This window comes from Niallia sp. 03133, assembly GCF_052663225.1.
The window spans coordinates 115371-132564 of the sequence record NZ_JBQTCY010000009.1; the positions used below are offsets into that span (position 1 = coordinate 115371).

The window sequence follows — 17194 nt, forward strand, 5'->3', positions numbered from 1 at the left end:
TTCAAACCTTTCCATTACATCACTTTAATACTTGCAATCTATTTTTAGAATACAGAATTGTTTCTTCTAAGCCTGCTTCTATATTCTTTTTCGGAGTCCAGTTTAATTTCATTTTCGTTTGTTTGTTGCATAAAACACTATGTCGTATATCTCCTGCACGTTCTTTTTCATATTTTACTTCCACCATCTCTGCCATTGCAGCTTCCTTCATTTTCACTAAAAGCTCATTGATGGAAATAACAGAATTAGAAGACACATTAACACAAATATTTTCTATAGATTGCAACGCCTTCACATTGGCGGCAGCTACATCTTTTACATAAATAAAATCCCTCGTTTGCTCGCCATCTCCAAATATAGTAAGTTCTTTATTTTCGCTTATTCTTTCTGCAAAAATTGAAACTACGCCGCCTTCTCCCTTTGCGTCCTGCCTTGGACCATATACATTGCTGTAACGAAGGATACTGTAAGGCAGCTCATATAACTTATTTGCCATTTTCAAATAGTTTTCTACAGTCAGTTTGGTTAACCCATATGGCGATTCTGGCAATGTTGGATGTTCCGTTGCAACTGGCAAAAAGTGCGGATTTCCGTAAACAGCAGCAGATGATGCAAATACAATTTTTCGAACAGAAGCTTTAACAGCTGCTTTCATTACATGCAGAGATCCTTTTACATTCACGTTTTCGTCGTGTAAAATATCGAGAACTGATTCTGCAACACTTACTTGCGCTGCTTGATGAATAATATAATCTGGTTTTAATGATGCGATAAAATCGATAATTTTTGGATTCGTAATATCATACTGGTAAATTTCCACAGGAAGATGCGCAATATTGGAGTAATGTCCTGTAGAAAAATTATCTATAACAATAACTTTGTATCCATTTGCCAGCAGCTCTTCCGCTATATGCGATCCTATAAAACCTGCTCCACCTGTTACAACCACTTTATTCATCGTTTATCCTCCTACAATCTCCTGTTATTTATCCTTCTAGCACATAGAAAAACTAGTCCACTTCCTACCAAAGGGGATTTACTGTTTAATACAATTAACGTGCACCTTCTCCTGTACAAACAACCTTTACTGTTTTCACCATAATTTTCATCTCTAATTTAAAGGTTAAATTGGCTATGTACTCCAAATCATATTTTAGCTTTTCTTTAGGCGTAATATCATATCCTCCACTTACTTGTGCTAATCCAGTTAATCCAGGCTTCACAATAAGCCGGTTGGAAAAACCATCTATTTCGCTGTCAAACTTGGCTGTAAAACAAGGTCTTTCTGGTCTTGGCCCAATTATGGACATATCGCCTTTTAACACAGATAAAAGTTGGGGAAGCTCATCAATCCGTGTTTTTCGGATAAAGGACCCTACCTTTGTAACCCTTGGGTCATTTGTTTCTGCCCATTTAGCACCATCTTTTTCCGCATCTTTTCTCATGGAGCGAAGCTTAATTAAATTAAAATATTTTCCATCTTTGCCCACTCTTTGCTGCACATAGAAAGGAGAACCAGATGATTCCATAACAATAAATGCTGCAAACAGCAGGATGATAGGCATGGAAACAAAAATGCCGATTGTCGCTAACAAGAAATCCAGTGCTCTTTTCACATATAAATAATATTCCACTTGTTTAGGCAAGGATATTTTAGAAGCTTGGACGATCGAATAATCATGAAAGATATTGAGACTCTTTTCTGCACGCATAATGCTCACCTCATAGACAGTTTGATGTAATTGCAAACCTTTGTGTTAAGTATAGGCGGTGATTGTGGAGGAATCGTTTAGGAAACATAAAAGAAAGGTAAATATTTGTAAATTTTTTTGAAGAATATTACGAGAAGATAACTGATACAGCATGTGGGTAGAAGAAAGAGGCCAGATCTATAAAGAACCGGCCTCTTAACGTTATATTGAAAGCAGAAGAAAAACTTTTATCTAGTGAAAAAATTTAATCTTGTTCTTCCTTCATTCTTTTCTGAAACTCCCAAAAGCCAGGCACTGAGTTTAAATCATACAGATATATACAATTCATTAACAACAACTTTAACTCTTGAGATAAATCATCCCTTTCATTTTTATCTGTTTTTGCAATTGTCTTATTCACTTTTGGTTCAAACAATCGAATCACTTCTTCCATTGCCTTATGATCTGTTTTGGATTTTTGTACTAAAGCATATAATGTACCCATATTAATTTTTTTCCTTTCTATTAAGTTGCCCCTTATCGGTAATTATTTGCAGGATATTTTCTAGTTTTTTATCCATTCGCACTAATAAAAATAAAGATAAGCAAATAGGGAAGCCAAAATCACTTACAACTGTTATCCACTGGATTAAATCCGTCATATTCATCATTTTTCGTTCCCTCCATTTTTTAGCAAATATTGATAAACCCGTTTTAAAGCTTCTTTATGTGTTTTGGATATATATTGCTGGGATTTTTTGAGCAGCAGTGCTATTTCCGTATCATTAAGTTTTTGAACGTACGCATAATAAAGGATGTTTTTTTGTGCCTTGGTTAATAATTGAATTGCTTTATATAGCAAAGGATCTTCCACATACTCTGCAACATTTTTCCTTAGCCCATTTTTTTCTATATAATGCTCAATATGCGACTCTTTGTCTTCTAATTGATTCTTATAAGGAAATTTTCCATCTTGTTCAATTTCCGCATCAAGCAGCAAAGGATATCTTGATTTATGCAAACTTTGTTTATTATGAAAATTAATGGCCTTAAAATAAATCGAAGTAGATAGATAAGAAGTAAAACGAATAGTAAAATAATGTTTCTTAAAAGCTTGATCCACCAAGTCTTTATTATGTTTTGTCGGGTTATTGACTGCTGCTGCAAAGAGACGATAGTTTTGTTCTGTTTCTAAAAAATCCTTTACAATTTGGTTTTCCATCAGCTGCTTATTTTCTTTGATAAACGTATGAAAAGCTTTTGTATCTGTACCCTTTATCTTTTTATTCATTAACAAAACTCCTTCTCAAAGGAACGTATGTTCTGTTTTTAATTCTAAAAAAGAACTAATTTTTTTAGAATTAGTCCCCTCTTTTTTTCATTGTATCATAGATACCCTTCTCTTTCCCTTTGTTTTTACCATATAGATTCCTCCTCTCTACTAAATAAAGACAAGTTTTTCCGTAAAATAACAACCAATAGGAGGAAATTTTTTATCTATATCCTTAAAATGCTTTAATATATAGTTATATTCTGTTTTTTAAAGGAGGAAAAAAATGAAAAATCCCTTTGTTCCTTTTAGCGTAGCAATGGTTACCCCATTTTCCGAAAAAGGGGAGCTTGATTTAGACGGAATTTCCCAATTAATAGCCTATTATAAACAACAAGAGGTTCCAGCATTGCTTCTCAGCGGCTCAACAGGAGAACAGCATTCGATGACCACCCAAGAACGAAGCATCCTTTTTAAATCGGCAAAACAAGCAGCAAAACACGATATGCTTCTTTACGGTGGAGTAGCTGCTGTCCAAACAAAGGATGCTGCTACACTTGCCCGTGCTGCAGAAGAAGCTGAATTGGATGCCATCATGCTTGGCTTCCCGCCATATATCAGAATCAGTCAGGAAGAAGCCTCTCAATACGTAAAGACTATTTGCTCCGTTACTTCCTTGCCGATTATGCTTTATAATAATCCACCGCGAACAGGCTTTGATTTAGAGACAACTACTTTATTTAAACTGGCAGAAGCATTTCCGCAAATCATTGCATTAAAAGAAGCTGGCGACCCAGCTAAAGCCATCACCATAAAAAAGCAGCTTGGCAACGACTTTACGATACTGTCTGGTACTGATTTAGCATTAATGGAGCATAATGAATTTGGTTTTGATGGCATCACAAGTATTATCGGCAATATTTTTCCAAAAGAAATAAAAGAAATAATGTTCGCCCTTCAAAAAGGGGAAAAAGAAGAGGCTTTTAACAAGTTGTCAAAAATAAAATCGGCTGCAAACTCTATTATAGAATTAGGAGCAATAAGGACGATTAAGTACTTATTTTCTTTAAAAGGAGTGAACGCAGGCATCTGCCGTGAACCTTTATCTACTTTAAATGTGGAAGAAAAGAAATCTGCGGCTGCTATCCTCAACCAATTGGTGAATTAATGGAGACAGATTAACAGGCTGCTTTGAAGGGTATATTGGTAAAGATGAAGTTTGAAGGGCAATTCACAGATGTAATTTCTATTTATTTCTAGTAGTTTTATCAACAGGATATTACTGAAATCTATATTGAGGGGATGAACGTTTATGAAAATTACGTTTCATGGTCAATCAACTATCGAAATTGCTGCAAATGGAAAGTCTCTTATCATCGACCCATTTATTAGTGGCAACCCATCAGCACAAACAAACATAAAAGATATAAAAACAGATGCCGTCCTATTAACACATGCACATATGGACCATATATTAGACGCTGCTCCAATCGCCAAAGCAAATGATGCACCAGTAGTGTCCAATCCTGAACTAGCTGCATATATGTCATGGAAGGGAGTAGAAACAATTGGCATGAACATTGGAGGCACGCTTGATCTCAAATTTGCAACGGCCAAAATGACACATGCTTTCCACAGTTCCGGGATCATTGATCAAGAAAACCACAACATATTATATGGAGGCATGCCGAGCGGCTATATTATTGAAGCAGAAGGGTTTACGATCCTTCATGCAGGAGATACCGGCCTTTTTGCTGATATGCAAATAATTGGAGACAGACACTCCATTGATGTCGCCTTTCTTCCAATTGGTGATCATTTCACAATGGGATCAGAAGACGCCGTGCAAGCTGCTGAATGGTACAACGCTAAATTGATTATTCCCATTCATTACAACACCTTTCCAGTTATTGAACAAGACGGACATGCATTTGTGAAAAAACTAGAAGAACGTGGGTTAAAAGGCAAGGTCTTAGCTATCGGAGAATCTATCGAGCTATAGAATTAGACAAATTTGTATTCTCATGCCTTTTCACTTTCGAAAGAGAATAATTTTCTTTATTAAAGGAAAACTTAACTCGGTAGGAGGTGTTACATATGGCAAAAGTTGGAGTAGAACAATCACTTTCAAATATTACAGAAGCTCTAAAAAATAGCGGGCATGAAGTAATAGAGCTAAAACAAGAATCCGATGCACAAGGCTGTGACTGCTGTGTCATTTCAGGCGGTGATTCAAATGTGATGGGCATGCAGGATACTGCCATAAAGGGCTCTGTCATTGAAGCAAGTGGACTTTCTGCAGAAGAAGTCTGTTCTCAAGTCGATCAAAAAATTGGAAAATAAAATTAGTATAAAGAAAAGTGCAAGCGCCCTTGCTCATCGACTGAATAAGCTGGACTGAATCGAGTGAGATAAAGGAAACACGAAGAGCGCAAGCGTCGATGTTGACTTATCGTAGACGAGGTGAGGGAAGCGTTGAAGTCGATAGGGCGCTGGAGCTAGACACTCATCTAAGTTGAAAAATTTTATAATTTCTTATCTTATGAAAAAGCTTCCAACTACAGGATAATCCTGTTTGGAAGCCTTTTTCTTTATTTTGCTCCACTTTCTTCCCATGCTGCAATTTCTTTTATTCGGATTTCCACCTGTTCTAGTGTTAGATCATGTGCTTTAACATATAAATTTCTTGGATGCGTGCGACATTCATGGCTGCAGCTGCGCATATATTTTTCTTCATTTTCTGGCGAACAAAGCATCTTTCTGTTACACTCAGGGTTTGCACAATTTACATACCGCTCACAAGGTTCTCCTGAAAAAATATCCCTTCCTACTACAACGTGCTCGACTCTATTTACCGGCACGCTGATCCGCTGATCAAATACATAACATTGCCCATCCCAGAGCTTGCCTTGCACTTCTGGATCTTTTCCATATGTCACAATGCCGCCATCAAGCTGCGACACATCCTCGAACCCTTCTCTCATCAACCAGCCAGAAAACTTTTCACAGCGTACTCCACCTGTGCAATACGTTAAGATTTTTTTTCCTTCCAGCAGCTTTTTATTCTCTTGAATCCATTTCGGCAATTCACGGAACGTTTCAATATCTGGTTTGATTGCTCCTCTAAAATGACCCAGGTCAAATTCATAATCGTTTCGTGCATCAATTACCACTGTATCTGGTGCTTGCAATTGCTCAAAAAATTCCGTTGGCTTCAAATGCTTGCCCGTTAACTCCAGTGGATTAATATCTTCTTCTAAACTTAAATTAACAAGCTCTTTTTTATAGCGTACATGCATTTTTTTAAAAGCATGACCTTCTGCCTCGTCTATTTTAAAAATAGTATCAGCAAAACGCGGATCATTTCGCAATGCTTCCATATACTGTTCCGTTTGTTCATATGTTCCAGATACTGTTCCATTAATGCCTTCATCTGAAACCAAAATTCTTCCTAATAAACCAAGTTCTTTACAAAAGGCTAAATGCTCCATTGAAAATTCTTCGGGGTTCTCAATTGTTGTGTATTTATAATAAAGCAGTACTCTATATGCTTCGTTCATTTATTTCAACATCCTGTTCTCTTCTTTTTATTGTCTCTCCACATTAATCATACAACAAAAGTGATAACAGGAAAAACCCCTTGTCTTCATTTACAAAATGTACTAAGAAAAGCGCAAGCTCCCTTGCTCATCGACAGAATAAGCTGAGGTCCACAGGACGTGGCGGTTTTAGTTTGTGTTCCTTGAAGAGATAAAGGAAACACGAAGAGCGCAAGCGTCGATGTTGACTTATCGTAGACGAGGTGAGGGAAGCGTTGAAGTCGATAGGGCGCGCTTGCGCTAGACACCCGTCAGACTTCAGAAAACTTATACTTTCTTATCTTTTTAAAAAGAGGAGACCCCTTAGGATCTCCTCTCTCTTTTTATTAGATTAACTCTTTCTCAACATCTTCTTTATCTGCAATTAGTTCATTATAAAAAGCTGCTAAAGACGCACTAGCATATGGAACAAGCCATAAAAAGCCAATTCCTACAGTTAAAAGACATAATAATCCCCATCCGATAAAGCTTAAATGTAAAAGGAAATATTTCCATTTATATCCGTTCATTCTTTTTCTGCTCTCCGTAATTGCCTGGAGAATCGTAAATTCCGGATGGTCTTTTAATAAGAAAAATGTTTGGGAATAAGCCAACCCTTTTATAATGCCGGGAATAACCAATAATAAAGTCCATAAGAATAAAAATATCCCTTGTACGATAGATGCTCCAATCAGCTTTAACGATTTTTTTATGTCTGCATAAACAGCAAATACATCTTCTATTTTCGCAGATTCTCCTCTTACAATATGCAAATAAAACCATGTAACCGCTATTCCTAATGGAATAAGAATAAAGCTGATTATCGTACTAGCAACGCTTCCCCCTATTGAAGTATCTTCTTGTAAAAACCAATTAGAAAAACCTCCGCTGAAAAGCACCTCCACTAACCAAGGCAGTATTGCATTAATTAAAAAAACAATAAAAGTTAGTAATACCCCTTTGCCCCAATTACCGCTTAATGATGCTCTCGCTGTTCGTTTAATTTCTGAAATTCTCAATTTATTCCCTCCTTCAGTGTTAAATAATACCATATTAAGAGAGTTTTGTTTATGTAAAATCCCTCCTTTTTATAAAAAGATTGTCTTCACTCCATTTTATTGAGGAAACGCTCTAATTATTCGACTATAAGGTAAATTCTGCTGCAAGATGAAATGCTTCACCATTCTCAACTGTAAAAGCTTTAATAATGCGATAGGTTCCCTCTGTAAAACGATAATCCAGGGTATTCAAATCTACCTTTTGCTTATAACATTCATTTGCTTTCAACATAATCGCAATCTCAATAAAAGCTGTACTTGACTGAAAGGGTATTTTCCTCCAAATGCCCTTTTCCTTTTTTCCCATTTCATATGGAACACCAAATGTTAGGCCCTTCCCTTTGTGATAACATATTGTCAGTTCTATTTCCGTATTTCGACTGCTGTAAGCCTCTTTATTCACCTGCATCGAAATAGCAAAGTCCTTTGTTTTTTCTGATGATTTCAGCTCACCGTAATTTGATTTTTCCTTCATGTCCTCCTTTTTCCCTTCACACCCTATTAGAAATAAAGCTGCAGCTATCGATAATAAATATGGTAAATATTTTTTCATCTATAAAGGCTCCTTCCTCTTTAAACCAATAGACGGATAACAGAAACAAAGGTTGCAGGCATCAAAAAAAGCAGGGAACACGGTTCTCTGCTTTTAAACTTCTTATCCTTAACCTCTATGCTGCATATACTCATCCGCTGGCTTTTTCCACCAGATTGATTTTTTAAAATAGGAAAAGAAATAACAACCTGCAATAACAATAATGCTTCCCACTCCTTGTGCCCAGGTCATTTTTTCTCCTAAAAATAAATAAGCCAGAACAGCCGTGAATATCGGATTGAAATTTAAAAAGAGTCCACTTGTTGTAGCACCGATTTTCTGTACTCCGATATTCCATAACACCATACATATTACTGTTGATACACCAGTAGCCAAGATTGCTTGAATAAAGGAAGCATTAACATTCGTTACGGTAAAGCTTCCAATATTATAGGGAAGAAGAAGAAAGATGCCAAATAATCCGGAATAAAAAGTAGACATTAAAGGACTAATGTTTTTTGCCATTACCCATCTACTACATACAGAGTAAAGCCCCCAAATGCATACCGCAGCAATCATAAACAAGTCTCCTGTATTTAATTGAAAAGTTAATAATAACCGTAAATTCCCTTTTGTAAGTACGATGATCACTCCGAAAAGGGACAGAATCATAGCAGCTACTTGCAAAATATTTATTCTTTCTTTTAGAAATAAAAAAGAACAAACAGCAATGGTTATCGTATTTAAAGTAGAGATCAACCCAACATTTGTAGCAGAGGTTTTATCCAATGCGACAAATTGCAATAAATTAAAGATAACTACACCTGTTACACCCATTAAAAACAAAGGAAAAATAGTTTCTTTTGGAGGCAGCAAGCGCTTCTCTTTCCAATATATTAATGGAAGAAGACCTAAAACGGCAATAATCCATCTTAAGCTTGTGAGCGTCATTGGCGATGCATGGCCAACAAGTGACTTTCCAAGCACAAAATTTCCTCCAAACAATAAACTCGTTACTAGCAATAATAAATATGGCATATATGATGCGCTCCCTAATGAATATAAAACCTATTGTCCAAAATACATGATGATGACAAACTCATTTAATAATATTTTATCATTTTCACCTGCTAAACCATATAAGAATTTTCCCAGTAGAAACAAGAACAAAAGCGCAAGCGCCTTGATCATCGCCGTACAAACTGGCCGATTAACTACGCCACGTCCTGTGGCAACATCGGCACTTGTACATCCTTATACTTCGGAAAGGCTTCGACTGAGATAAAGGAAACACGATGAGAGATAGCGAATCGATGTTGACTTATCGTAGGGAGATGACCTGAAGTTTGATAGGCGATAGGCGCTGGAGCTGGACGCGGACCAAACTGCTAAGTTATCCACAAATCTATCTCGTTTATAATTTCCTAGACGATAAGAAAAGCGCAGGCGCCTTGGTTATTGGCTGTACGGACTGGCCGATTAAATATAAAGAAAGGAAAATCAACTAACTTCCCATGTCCTATGGCAAAGTCGGGATTAGTACATCCTTTATGCCAGAGCTAGGCAATGATAAGTGCAAGCGGCTTTGTTACTCTGCAAGACATATCAAAAAAGTATGAAAAAACACAATAAACTTTTAAATTGACCTTAACATGTATCCTTGTTACTATTTCTCCTAATCACATACAAAGAAAAACAGACATCTGTTGGAATTATACGATTCAACACATGTAATTAAAAACCAGGTTACTTCTGTATCACCTAAAAAAATGAAGCGCTGTACAATTAAACAAACGTTTTTTCCTTAAGAGGAGGAAGAACGTTTTTTATTTAAAGTTTCTATTGTTAAGTAATCATGTCGTTTCTCTTTCATACGTGTGTGAACATAATCAAGCATTAGGAGGTCATAAAACATGAAAAAGAACCTTTCCTTTTCCTCTTATTTAGTTATTGGAACAATGTTGTTCGGTTTATTTTTCGGTGCAGGAAACTTAATATTCCCTGCACAATTAGGTCAAGAGGCAGGCAATCATGTTTGGATTGCCATCTTAGGATTTTTAGCTACTGGAATTGGATTGCCGTTTTTAGGCATTTTAGCCATGGGGATTTCCGGAAGCAATAAATTGCAGGATTTGGCAGGCCGTGTCCATCCAATATATGGTCTCATCTTTACAATGGCTTTATATTTAACGATTGGACCATTTTTTGCCTTGCCGAGAACAGGAACCGTTTCCTATGAAATTGGAATATCTCCATTCCTTGATCCATCCCATCAAAAAATTGGCTTAGCCATTTTTACCACATTATACTTTTTAGCTGTATTGTGGTTTTCCTTAAATCCAGCAAAAATAATCGTTTGGGTTGGGAAAGTCTTAACACCTATCTTCTTATTATTTCTTGGTGCTTTAATCGTTGCATCGATTATAAGTCCAGTTGGCACAATTGGAGAACCTGAGAATAGTTTATATGCTAGTCAGCCATTCTTTAAAGGATTTACGGAGGGCTATAATACAATGGATGCTCTTGCTTCCCTTGCTTTCGGCATTATTGTCGTACAAGCAATTAAAGGATATGGAGTAACCAAACCGACGCAAATTGTAACAGCCACCGCTAAAGCAGGTTTAATCGGTGTGCTGCTGATGGCTGTTATTTATGTTAGTGTTGCGTATATCGGCGCAACGACAACAGGCGTCTTCGGATTATTTGATAATGGCGGTCAAGTATTTTCCCACTTGTCAGACCATTTCTTTGGCTCATTTGGGAGCATTTTGCTTGCCATCATCATTATTCTTGCTTGTTTGAAAACAGGGATCGGGTTAGCAACAGCCTGTGCGGAATGCTTCCATCAATTATTTCCCAAAATCTCCTATAAACTATTTGTTGTTTTATTTTGCACCTTTTCCGGCGTGGTTGCCAATGTAGGTTTGACAAATATAATTAAACTCGCAATACCGGTATTGCTGATGCTGTATCCGCTCGCTATCACTTTAATGTTCCTTGCCTTTTTGTCACCGCTGTTTAACCATCGTCGTGTTGTTTATGTGATGACAACATTGTTTACAGCAGTGATTAGTATTGTGGATGGATTAAATGCAGCAGCCGCTCAATTGGAAACAGATGCATTATCCTTTATTCATCCAATGGTTGATTTTTTTGCAAACAACCTTCCATTATATAATGAAGGACTTGGTTGGATATTGCCTGCTATAGCAGGACTTGGACTTGGTTGGATTATTATCATGGTCAAAAAAAGTAAAGTAGAAATAATACAATAAAGTAAACTTCCATCAGTGAGGGTTTTTCCTCATCCCCCACTGATGGTTAGTTGCACTTATCGGACCTTTACGGGCGAGTTTCAACACCTAGCTTCCTCTATTTCTCGGCATCCCCGAGGTGGGGGTCTTACTGCCCGTTAAGATTGGGATAAACTGATAGAATAATAAAAAGCGTCTTCCTCTAAATAGAAGACGCTTTTTATATCTTTGTAAAGAGAACGTGCTAATAAGTTAAATTTTGTGTTAATTTTTCTATCTTTTATTGAAATTCACAGGTCATTTTATAGATAATACGATTAGCCCTTCCCATCCTTTAAGGATTATAAAGTAAACTTCTATCAGTGGGGGTTTTTCCTCATCCCTCACTGATGGTTAGTTGCACTTATCGGATCTTAACGGGCAGTTATCCCCCGCCTAGCTTCCTCGATTTCTCGGCATCCCCGAGGTGGGGGTCTTACTGCCCGTTAAGAGTGGGATAAAAGTTTACGAAAAAATTATACGATAAATCATCACAGATAAATCTACTAAAAGTTAAATAAAAGAGGTTGCTAATGAAAATATTATTTGTAGTTAATAGATTTCCTAATCTTTCTCAAACCTTTGTTAGTAAGCAGATAGACGGAATGATTTCTCAGGGTCATGAAGTTAGTGTATTAGCTGGCTCTAGCGACGGAATAACAGGATTGTCTTTCATACAAAAGAAAATTAAAGAAATGATTTATTATAAAAACCCTAAAGAAAATATTTTGAAGATAACTCGATTTATTTCATTATTACCAAAATGTTTTTTAAAACGGCCAATTACTACTTTAAAAGCCCTAAATGTAAAAAAGTATGGAAGCCTATCTTTTAAATTACTATTTGCGATTGATGCTCTTACGAAAGAGACTGGGAAATATGATATTCTTTATGCTCATTTTGGGCCAAGTGGAAATTTTGCTGCTGCTTTAAAAGAGTTAGGAATACTTGATGGAAAAGTGGCTACTGTTTTTCATGGGTATGATATGTCAACTTATATAGATAAAGCCGGGCAGGATATTTATCAAGATTTATTTGCATACGGCGATTTATTTTTGCCGATAAGCTGCTATTGGAAAGAAAAACTTGTGGGAATGGGATGTAATGAAAATAAAATAAAAGTCCACTATATGGGGATTAATGTAAGTGACTTTCAATTCAATCCTATTGTTCCTAAAGGACGTATTAAACTTTTATCAGTGGCAAGATTAACGGAAAAAAAGGGCACAATCTATGCGATCAAAGCAGTCCAAAGGCTGATAGAAAAAGGCTATGATATCGAATTAAATATCATCGGAGATGGACCATTAAAAAGCCAGCTCGAGGAAATAATTGGTGATGAAGCTAGAATCCATTTATTAGGTCCAAAACCCAATCAAGAAGTCAAAACTTATATAGAAGACTGCACCATATTTTTACTGCCGAGTGTTATTGCATGCAATGGCGATATGGAAGGGATACCAGTTGCCTTAATGGAGGCAATGGCAATCGGGAAATTGGTGATCTCAACCTATCATAGTGGCATTCCAGAGCTGATTCAAGATAATGAAAACGGTTGGCTAGTACCGGAAAGAGATAGTATTGCATTGGCTGAAAAAATAGAAGAAGTTCTTGCAAACAAAGAAAATTGGCGTACTATTCAGCAAAATGCAAGGGAAAAAATAGTGACAGCTCATAACTTGCAGCCATTAAATAAACAATTAGAAAATCATTTTTATTCCATTTTGGAAGTAAACTAACACTAGTTAAATTAATAACAAAAAGGAGCAGTCAATAGATGACGATCTATTGCACAATCTCATGAGCGGAATGATAAAAAAATTTATTGGCTTTTCTGTAGGGCCTGTTTTAGGTGCGTTTATTTCATTTATTACCATACCATTAACTACCCATTTTATTAATCCGGATGAATATGGAAAAGCAAGTATGTTCTTGTTACTTCAAATGGTACTAGGATCCTTTTTGTTTCTAGGATTAGATCAATCCTATACAAGGGAGTATCATTCATCCAAAAATAAATTGCGTTTATTCCAGAATGCAATATTTATTCCTTTATTAATAGCAATTCTGATTCTATTGATTTCTATATTTTTTTCCCAATCAATTTCCATTTGGTTATTTAGTAATCCTAACCATATACTTCCCGTTATCCTCTTCGGTGTGATGGTAGTATTCATGGTAATCGAAAGGTTTATATTACTTTCGATTAGGATGGAAGAAAAAGCTTTAGAGTATTCCTTGCTTAATATATTTGTAAAACTTTTCATGTTAATTTTGACATTGCTTTTTGTCCTATTTATTAGAAGGGATTTTCTGGCTGTTGTTTACTCTACTATATTGGGACAGATATTAGGTGACTTGTATTTGATCATTAGATACAGATATCTCTTTCACTTCAACTATTTTTCCATTGATAAGGAACTGTTGCAAAAAATGGTCCTTTTCGGATTGCCGATCGTTGTAGCTACTTCTTTATCAGGCTTATTAAACTCGCTTGATAGAATCTTTTTAAGAATGTGGAGCGACTTTTATAACATAGGAATATTTACGGCAACACTAAAAATAGCCGGAACCTTGGCCATTATTAAAACTAGCTTTACTAGTTTTTGGGTTCCAGTGGCGTATAGATGGCATGAAGAAGGCAAAGAACTGAAATATTATAAATTAGTAAGTGATTCTATTTTATTGTTAATGTCGATCATGTTTTTCGCAATATTAATTTTTAAGGATCTGATAGCATCTATTCTTTCAAGCGGCTATTCAGATTCCAAGTATATTATAGCCTTTTTATGTCTCCAGCCTATTATGTATACAGTAAGTGAAACAACTTGTTTAGGGATTGTATTTTCTAGAAAAAGCTACCTGAATATATGGGTCGGTGTCATTTCCATCATTCCTAATATTATTCTTAATATTGTATTAGTGCCTAGATTTGGGGCAATGGGGGCAGCTGTCGCAACATCCGTATCCTATATGTGTTTCTTTTTTGCTAGAACTTATTTTTCCAATAAAAATGGCTTAAAATTTTCAACGGTTAAACATCACCTTGTATTCTGTCTATTGTTAGCAAGTGCTATTTTAAATTTATTTCAGCTAAAGTTTATTATTTTATTTTCTATCGTACTATTAGTCATCACCTTGCTTATTCAAACATCTACTATTAAAAATATAATAACTGTATATAAACTAAAAGGCTCTAAAGAATGGGATTTTTCATAAGAAAAATATTAATTTGAAAAATTTAGCGAAATCATATGCTCACGGTTTCGCTTTTAATCCAATAACTGAAGTGCTGCCAATATGATGTATGTCGATTAACTGTACATTAAATATGCTCATCAGTTTTCTACTTTCTTCTATAAAGTTCAACTAACCATCAATGGGAGTTTTGTTCATCCCCCATTGATGGTTAGTTGAACTTATCGGATCTTTACGGGCAGTTATCCCCCACCTAGCTTCCTCGATTTCTCAGCATCCCCGAGGTGGGGGTTTTACTGCCCGTTAAGTGTGGGATAAACAATAATTTCCATTCTTTCTTATAATCCATCACTTCTACTTTTCTCATGCATTCCCTCGCTATCTTTTAAAGTATACCCCTGGTTTATTTTAAAAAGTTGCTAACACCTTGCCAAAGATATTCCTTTTTAGATATATTCATGATAAACTTTTTTAATATTCATAGAACGTCATTATTCGTTGGTGTAAAACCTATAATATTTGTTTATGAGGTGTATAAATTGTTAGAAAAGATAAAAAAAGATTGGTGCTCTAACACACGTGCAGATATTCTCGCTGGTATGGTTGTATCGCTGGCATTAATGCCTGAAGTTATTGCATTCTCCATTATTGCAGGAGTAGAACCAATCATTGGATTGTATACATCCGTTTGCATCGCTGTTATCATTGCATTTGCTGGTGGGAGACCTGCTATGATTTCAGCTGCAGCAGGTAGCATGGCTTTAGTTCTGGGACCTTTAGTTAAAGAGTATGGTTTGCAATATTTATTTGCAGCAACCATATTGACTGGTCTTATACAAGTGGTTTTTGGTGTATTTAAGATTGCTAATTTAATGAAGTTTATTCCACGTGCTGTAATGATGGGCTTTGTAAATGCCTTGGCTATATTAATTTTCATGGCACAAATCCCTAATTTTTGGGACATTTCCAATGTTACTTACTTATTTGTTGTTGTTACTTTAGCAATTGTCTATATATTACCAAAGTTCATTAAAAGCATTCCAGCACCGCTAATTGCCATATTTATTTTAACAGCCGTAAGTATCTTCGGTAATATTAATATCGGTACAGTGGGTGATCTAGGAGCCATCACTAAAACTTTACCAACCTTTTTGATTCCTAACATTCCTTTTTCTCTTGAAACACTTTCTATTATCTTTCCATACTCGCTTGCTCTTGCTCTTGTTGGCCTATTAGAATCTCTTTTAACAGCTACAATTGTGGATGATGCAACAGGAACAGACAGCAATAAAAATAAAGAGGCGCGTGGACAAGGAATTGCCAATATCATTACTGGCTTCTTTGGAGGCATGGCCGGATGTGCGATGATTGGACAAACGGCTATCAATATCAAGTCCGGGGGACGTACAAGACTCTCTACTTTGGTTTCCGGAGTATTTTTAATGCTTTTAATCCTTGTTTTAGGAGAATTAGTTGCTCAAATTCCAATGCCGGTTCTTGCTGGCATTATGATTGTTGTTTCCTTCAGCACCTTTGACTGGTCCTCTTTTTCTTATTTAAAGAAGGCACCAAAAACAGATGTACTGGTTATGCTGACAACAGTCTGCATTATCGTTGCGACGCATGATCTATCAAAAGGGATTATTGCAGGGGTTATTTTAAGTGCTATATTCTTTGTTGCAAAGATCTCTAAAGTTCGAGTAAAAAAACAAAAAAATAATGTTTATATGGTAGAGGGACAGCTGTTTTTTGCATCCGCGGAAGATTTTATTTCTGCCTTTAACTTTGACGTGGAAAAAGAAACGATTATTATTAATTTTACTAATGCCCATGTGTGGGATGATTCTGCAGTAGGAGCACTTGATAAAGTAGTATTGAAATATCGAGAAAATAAAAATGTTGTTCATATCCATGGTCTTGATTCAGGCAGCCAAAAGCTTGTTGACAAGCTTGCTGTTTTTCAAGATGGAAATGCAAAATTATCAGGAAATTAACATTTAATGCATGTTGGTTGTTCTAAAAAAAGAAGGAATTGCACTTAATACCTTCTTTTCTTTCTTTTGCATTTAATCACTATAAAGATTGGCTGCCATTCCTTTCACTCCTGCATTTACTTTAAACAAACCTCCAGAAAGCAGATACTTATCTAATTGTTCTTGGTTCATTCCAGACCTTGCTGTTGTAATATACAGTTGATCCAAATTATTGCCGCCAAACGTGCAGGAGGTTACATGTAATACAGGAAGGCTGACTTCTTCTAACTTATGCCCAGTACTTGGATTCCATCTCGAAATTTTTGAACCGCCCCAGTGGGGACCAACTCAGTATTTTCTCTATTTTCAGCATGAAAAAGAAACACTTTTCCCCTTCAATATCCACCCAGTAGAGAATTCCCGTTCTGTGATCCCAACAAGGTCCTTCTCCTATCATTGCCTTTGAATCACATACTAGCTCCACTTTGCCTGCCATATAACTTCCTCTTTTCTTCCTAGATTTTGTATTTACTATATAAATAACCTCTATGGAAAAAAGAAAAAAAAGAATGACTTATTATCATTCCTTTCAAAAGTCGAG

The 17194-nt window shown here is 36.0% G+C and carries 19 protein-coding genes; 7 read left to right on the top strand and 12 right to left on the bottom strand.

The genetic code is table 11. The features are described from left to right. Positions 1-19: 19 nt before the first annotated feature. The 5 genes from ACTYBU_RS14095 to ACTYBU_RS14115 form a co-directional block, all read right to left on the bottom strand. Positions 20-958 (bottom strand): NAD-dependent epimerase/dehydratase family protein, encoded by a 939-nt coding sequence (locus ACTYBU_RS14095; RefSeq protein WP_445490707.1) that lies wholly within the window; start codon positions 956-958, stop codon positions 20-22. A gap of 94 nt (positions 959-1052) precedes the next feature. Beyond that, positions 1053-1712, bottom strand: coding sequence for a sugar transferase (locus ACTYBU_RS14100; RefSeq protein ID WP_445490709.1), 660 nt, complete (start codon positions 1710-1712; stop codon positions 1053-1055). A gap of 244 nt (positions 1713-1956) precedes the next feature. Beyond that, positions 1957-2196 (bottom strand): helix-turn-helix domain-containing protein, encoded by a 240-nt coding sequence (locus ACTYBU_RS14105; protein ID WP_445490710.1) that lies wholly within the window; start codon positions 2194-2196, stop codon positions 1957-1959. Between the two features lies 1 nt (position 2197). Beyond that, the gene (locus ACTYBU_RS14110) at positions 2198-2362 is read right to left on the bottom strand and encodes a YvrJ family protein (protein WP_445490712.1); all 165 of its coding nucleotides are present in this window, start codon (positions 2360-2362) and stop codon (positions 2198-2200) included. Beyond that, a complete protein-coding gene (locus ACTYBU_RS14115; RefSeq protein ID WP_445490713.1) occupies positions 2359-2982 on the bottom strand; it encodes an RNA polymerase sigma factor in 624 nt (207 codons plus the stop codon). The genes ACTYBU_RS14110 and ACTYBU_RS14115 overlap by 4 nt, the downstream gene beginning before the upstream one ends. A gap of 265 nt (positions 2983-3247) precedes the next feature. Here ACTYBU_RS14115 and ACTYBU_RS14120 point away from each other — a divergent pair, with 265 nt between their 5' ends. The 3 genes from ACTYBU_RS14120 to ACTYBU_RS14130 all read left to right on the top strand — a co-directional run bounded on the left by ACTYBU_RS14120 (position 3248) and on the right by ACTYBU_RS14130 (position 5304). Continuing rightward, complete coding sequence (locus ACTYBU_RS14120; RefSeq protein WP_445490715.1) at positions 3248-4129, top strand: dihydrodipicolinate synthase family protein; 882 nt, start codon at positions 3248-3250, stop codon at positions 4127-4129. 144 nt (positions 4130-4273) lie between these two features. Then, complete coding sequence (locus ACTYBU_RS14125) at positions 4274-4963, top strand: metal-dependent hydrolase (protein ID WP_445490716.1); 690 nt, start codon at positions 4274-4276, stop codon at positions 4961-4963. A gap of 95 nt (positions 4964-5058) precedes the next feature. Further along, the gene (locus ACTYBU_RS14130) at positions 5059-5304 is read left to right on the top strand and encodes a YkuS family protein (RefSeq protein WP_445490717.1); all 246 of its coding nucleotides are present in this window, start codon (positions 5059-5061) and stop codon (positions 5302-5304) included. Between the two features lie 248 nt (positions 5305-5552). On the opposite strand, the gene trhO is transcribed toward ACTYBU_RS14130, so the two are convergent. From trhO to ACTYBU_RS14150, 4 genes are all read right to left on the bottom strand, one after another. After that, a complete protein-coding gene (trhO, locus tag ACTYBU_RS14135; RefSeq protein WP_445490718.1) occupies positions 5553-6521 on the bottom strand; it encodes an oxygen-dependent tRNA uridine(34) hydroxylase TrhO in 969 nt (322 codons plus the stop codon). Between the two features lie 365 nt (positions 6522-6886). After that, positions 6887-7558, bottom strand: coding sequence for a DUF975 family protein (locus ACTYBU_RS14140; protein ID WP_445490720.1), 672 nt, complete (start codon positions 7556-7558; stop codon positions 6887-6889). A gap of 124 nt (positions 7559-7682) precedes the next feature. Beyond that, positions 7683-8150, bottom strand: coding sequence for an immunoglobulin-like domain-containing protein (locus ACTYBU_RS14145; RefSeq protein ID WP_445490722.1), 468 nt, complete (start codon positions 8148-8150; stop codon positions 7683-7685). Between the two features lie 108 nt (positions 8151-8258). Next, positions 8259-9167, bottom strand: a complete 909-nt coding sequence (locus ACTYBU_RS14150; protein ID WP_445490724.1) for a DMT family transporter — start codon at positions 9165-9167, stop codon at positions 8259-8261. Positions 9168-10042: 875 nt separating this feature from the next. Here ACTYBU_RS14150 and brnQ point away from each other — a divergent pair. From brnQ to ACTYBU_RS14165, 3 genes are all read left to right on the top strand, one after another. Continuing rightward, on the top strand, positions 10043-11404 hold the full coding sequence (gene brnQ, locus ACTYBU_RS14155) for a branched-chain amino acid transport system II carrier protein (RefSeq protein WP_445490725.1): 1362 nt from the start codon (positions 10043-10045) through the stop codon (positions 11402-11404). Between the two features lie 551 nt (positions 11405-11955). Continuing rightward, positions 11956-13161: a glycosyltransferase gene (locus ACTYBU_RS14160; RefSeq protein WP_445490727.1), complete on the top strand. Its 1206-nt coding sequence runs from the start codon at positions 11956-11958 to the stop codon at positions 13159-13161. Between the two features lie 70 nt (positions 13162-13231). After that, a complete protein-coding gene (locus ACTYBU_RS14165) occupies positions 13232-14641 on the top strand; it encodes an oligosaccharide flippase family protein (RefSeq protein ID WP_445490729.1) in 1410 nt (469 codons plus the stop codon). A gap of 39 nt (positions 14642-14680) precedes the next feature. Here the strand turns inward: ACTYBU_RS14165 and ACTYBU_RS14170 are convergent, their stop codons facing one another. Beyond that, a complete protein-coding gene (locus ACTYBU_RS14170) occupies positions 14681-14791 on the bottom strand; it encodes a GrpB family protein (RefSeq protein ID WP_445490730.1) in 111 nt (36 codons plus the stop codon). 368 nt (positions 14792-15159) lie between these two features. On the opposite strand from ACTYBU_RS14170, the gene ACTYBU_RS14175 reads away from it, so the two are divergent. Further along, a complete protein-coding gene (locus ACTYBU_RS14175) occupies positions 15160-16614 on the top strand; it encodes a SulP family inorganic anion transporter (protein WP_445490874.1) in 1455 nt (484 codons plus the stop codon). 72 nt (positions 16615-16686) lie between these two features. Here the strand turns inward: ACTYBU_RS14175 and ACTYBU_RS14180 are convergent, their stop codons facing one another. Both ACTYBU_RS14180 and ACTYBU_RS14185 read right to left on the bottom strand, forming a co-directional pair. Continuing rightward, a complete protein-coding gene (locus tag ACTYBU_RS14180) occupies positions 16687-16821 on the bottom strand; it encodes a hypothetical protein (RefSeq protein ID WP_445490731.1) in 135 nt (44 codons plus the stop codon). A 61-nt stretch (positions 16822-16882) separates the two neighbouring features. Then, a complete protein-coding gene (locus tag ACTYBU_RS14185) occupies positions 16883-17089 on the bottom strand; it encodes a hypothetical protein (protein ID WP_445490733.1) in 207 nt (68 codons plus the stop codon). Positions 17090-17194: the final 105 nt, after the last annotated feature.

What these genes read in the sequence shown, in the direction of transcription:
- ACTYBU_RS14110 (WP_445490712.1), bottom strand. Translation starts at nt 2,362, where the DNA reads ATGATGAATATGACGGATTTAATCCAGTGGATAACAGTTGTAAGTGAT.
- ACTYBU_RS14120 (WP_445490715.1), top strand. Translation starts at nt 3,248, where the DNA reads ATGAAAAATCCCTTTGTTCCTTTTAGCGTAGCAATGGTTACCCCATTT.
- ACTYBU_RS14160 (WP_445490727.1), top strand. Translation starts at nt 11,956, where the DNA reads ATGAAAATATTATTTGTAGTTAATAGATTTCCTAATCTTTCTCAAACC.
- ACTYBU_RS14145 (WP_445490722.1), bottom strand. Translation starts at nt 8,150, where the DNA reads ATGAAAAAATATTTACCATATTTATTATCGATAGCTGCAGCTTTATTT.
- trhO (WP_445490718.1), bottom strand. Translation starts at nt 6,521, where the DNA reads ATGAACGAAGCATATAGAGTACTGCTTTATTATAAATACACAACAATT.
- ACTYBU_RS14115 (WP_445490713.1), bottom strand. Translation starts at nt 2,982, where the DNA reads ATGAATAAAAAGATAAAGGGTACAGATACAAAAGCTTTTCATACGTTT.
- ACTYBU_RS14105 (WP_445490710.1), bottom strand. Translation starts at nt 2,196, where the DNA reads ATGGGTACATTATATGCTTTAGTACAAAAATCCAAAACAGATCATAAG.
- ACTYBU_RS14125 (WP_445490716.1), top strand. Translation starts at nt 4,274, where the DNA reads ATGAAAATTACGTTTCATGGTCAATCAACTATCGAAATTGCTGCAAAT.
- ACTYBU_RS14150 (WP_445490724.1), bottom strand. Translation starts at nt 9,167, where the DNA reads ATGCCATATTTATTATTGCTAGTAACGAGTTTATTGTTTGGAGGAAAT.
- ACTYBU_RS14130 (WP_445490717.1), top strand. Translation starts at nt 5,059, where the DNA reads ATGGCAAAAGTTGGAGTAGAACAATCACTTTCAAATATTACAGAAGCT.
- ACTYBU_RS14100 (WP_445490709.1), bottom strand. Translation starts at nt 1,712, where the DNA reads ATGCGTGCAGAAAAGAGTCTCAATATCTTTCATGATTATTCGATCGTC.
- ACTYBU_RS14095 (WP_445490707.1), bottom strand. Translation starts at nt 958, where the DNA reads ATGAATAAAGTGGTTGTAACAGGTGGAGCAGGTTTTATAGGATCGCAT.
- ACTYBU_RS14165 (WP_445490729.1), top strand. Translation starts at nt 13,232, where the DNA reads ATGATAAAAAAATTTATTGGCTTTTCTGTAGGGCCTGTTTTAGGTGCG.
- ACTYBU_RS14185 (WP_445490733.1), bottom strand. Translation starts at nt 17,089, where the DNA reads ATGGCAGGCAAAGTGGAGCTAGTATGTGATTCAAAGGCAATGATAGGA.
- brnQ (WP_445490725.1), top strand. Translation starts at nt 10,043, where the DNA reads ATGAAAAAGAACCTTTCCTTTTCCTCTTATTTAGTTATTGGAACAATG.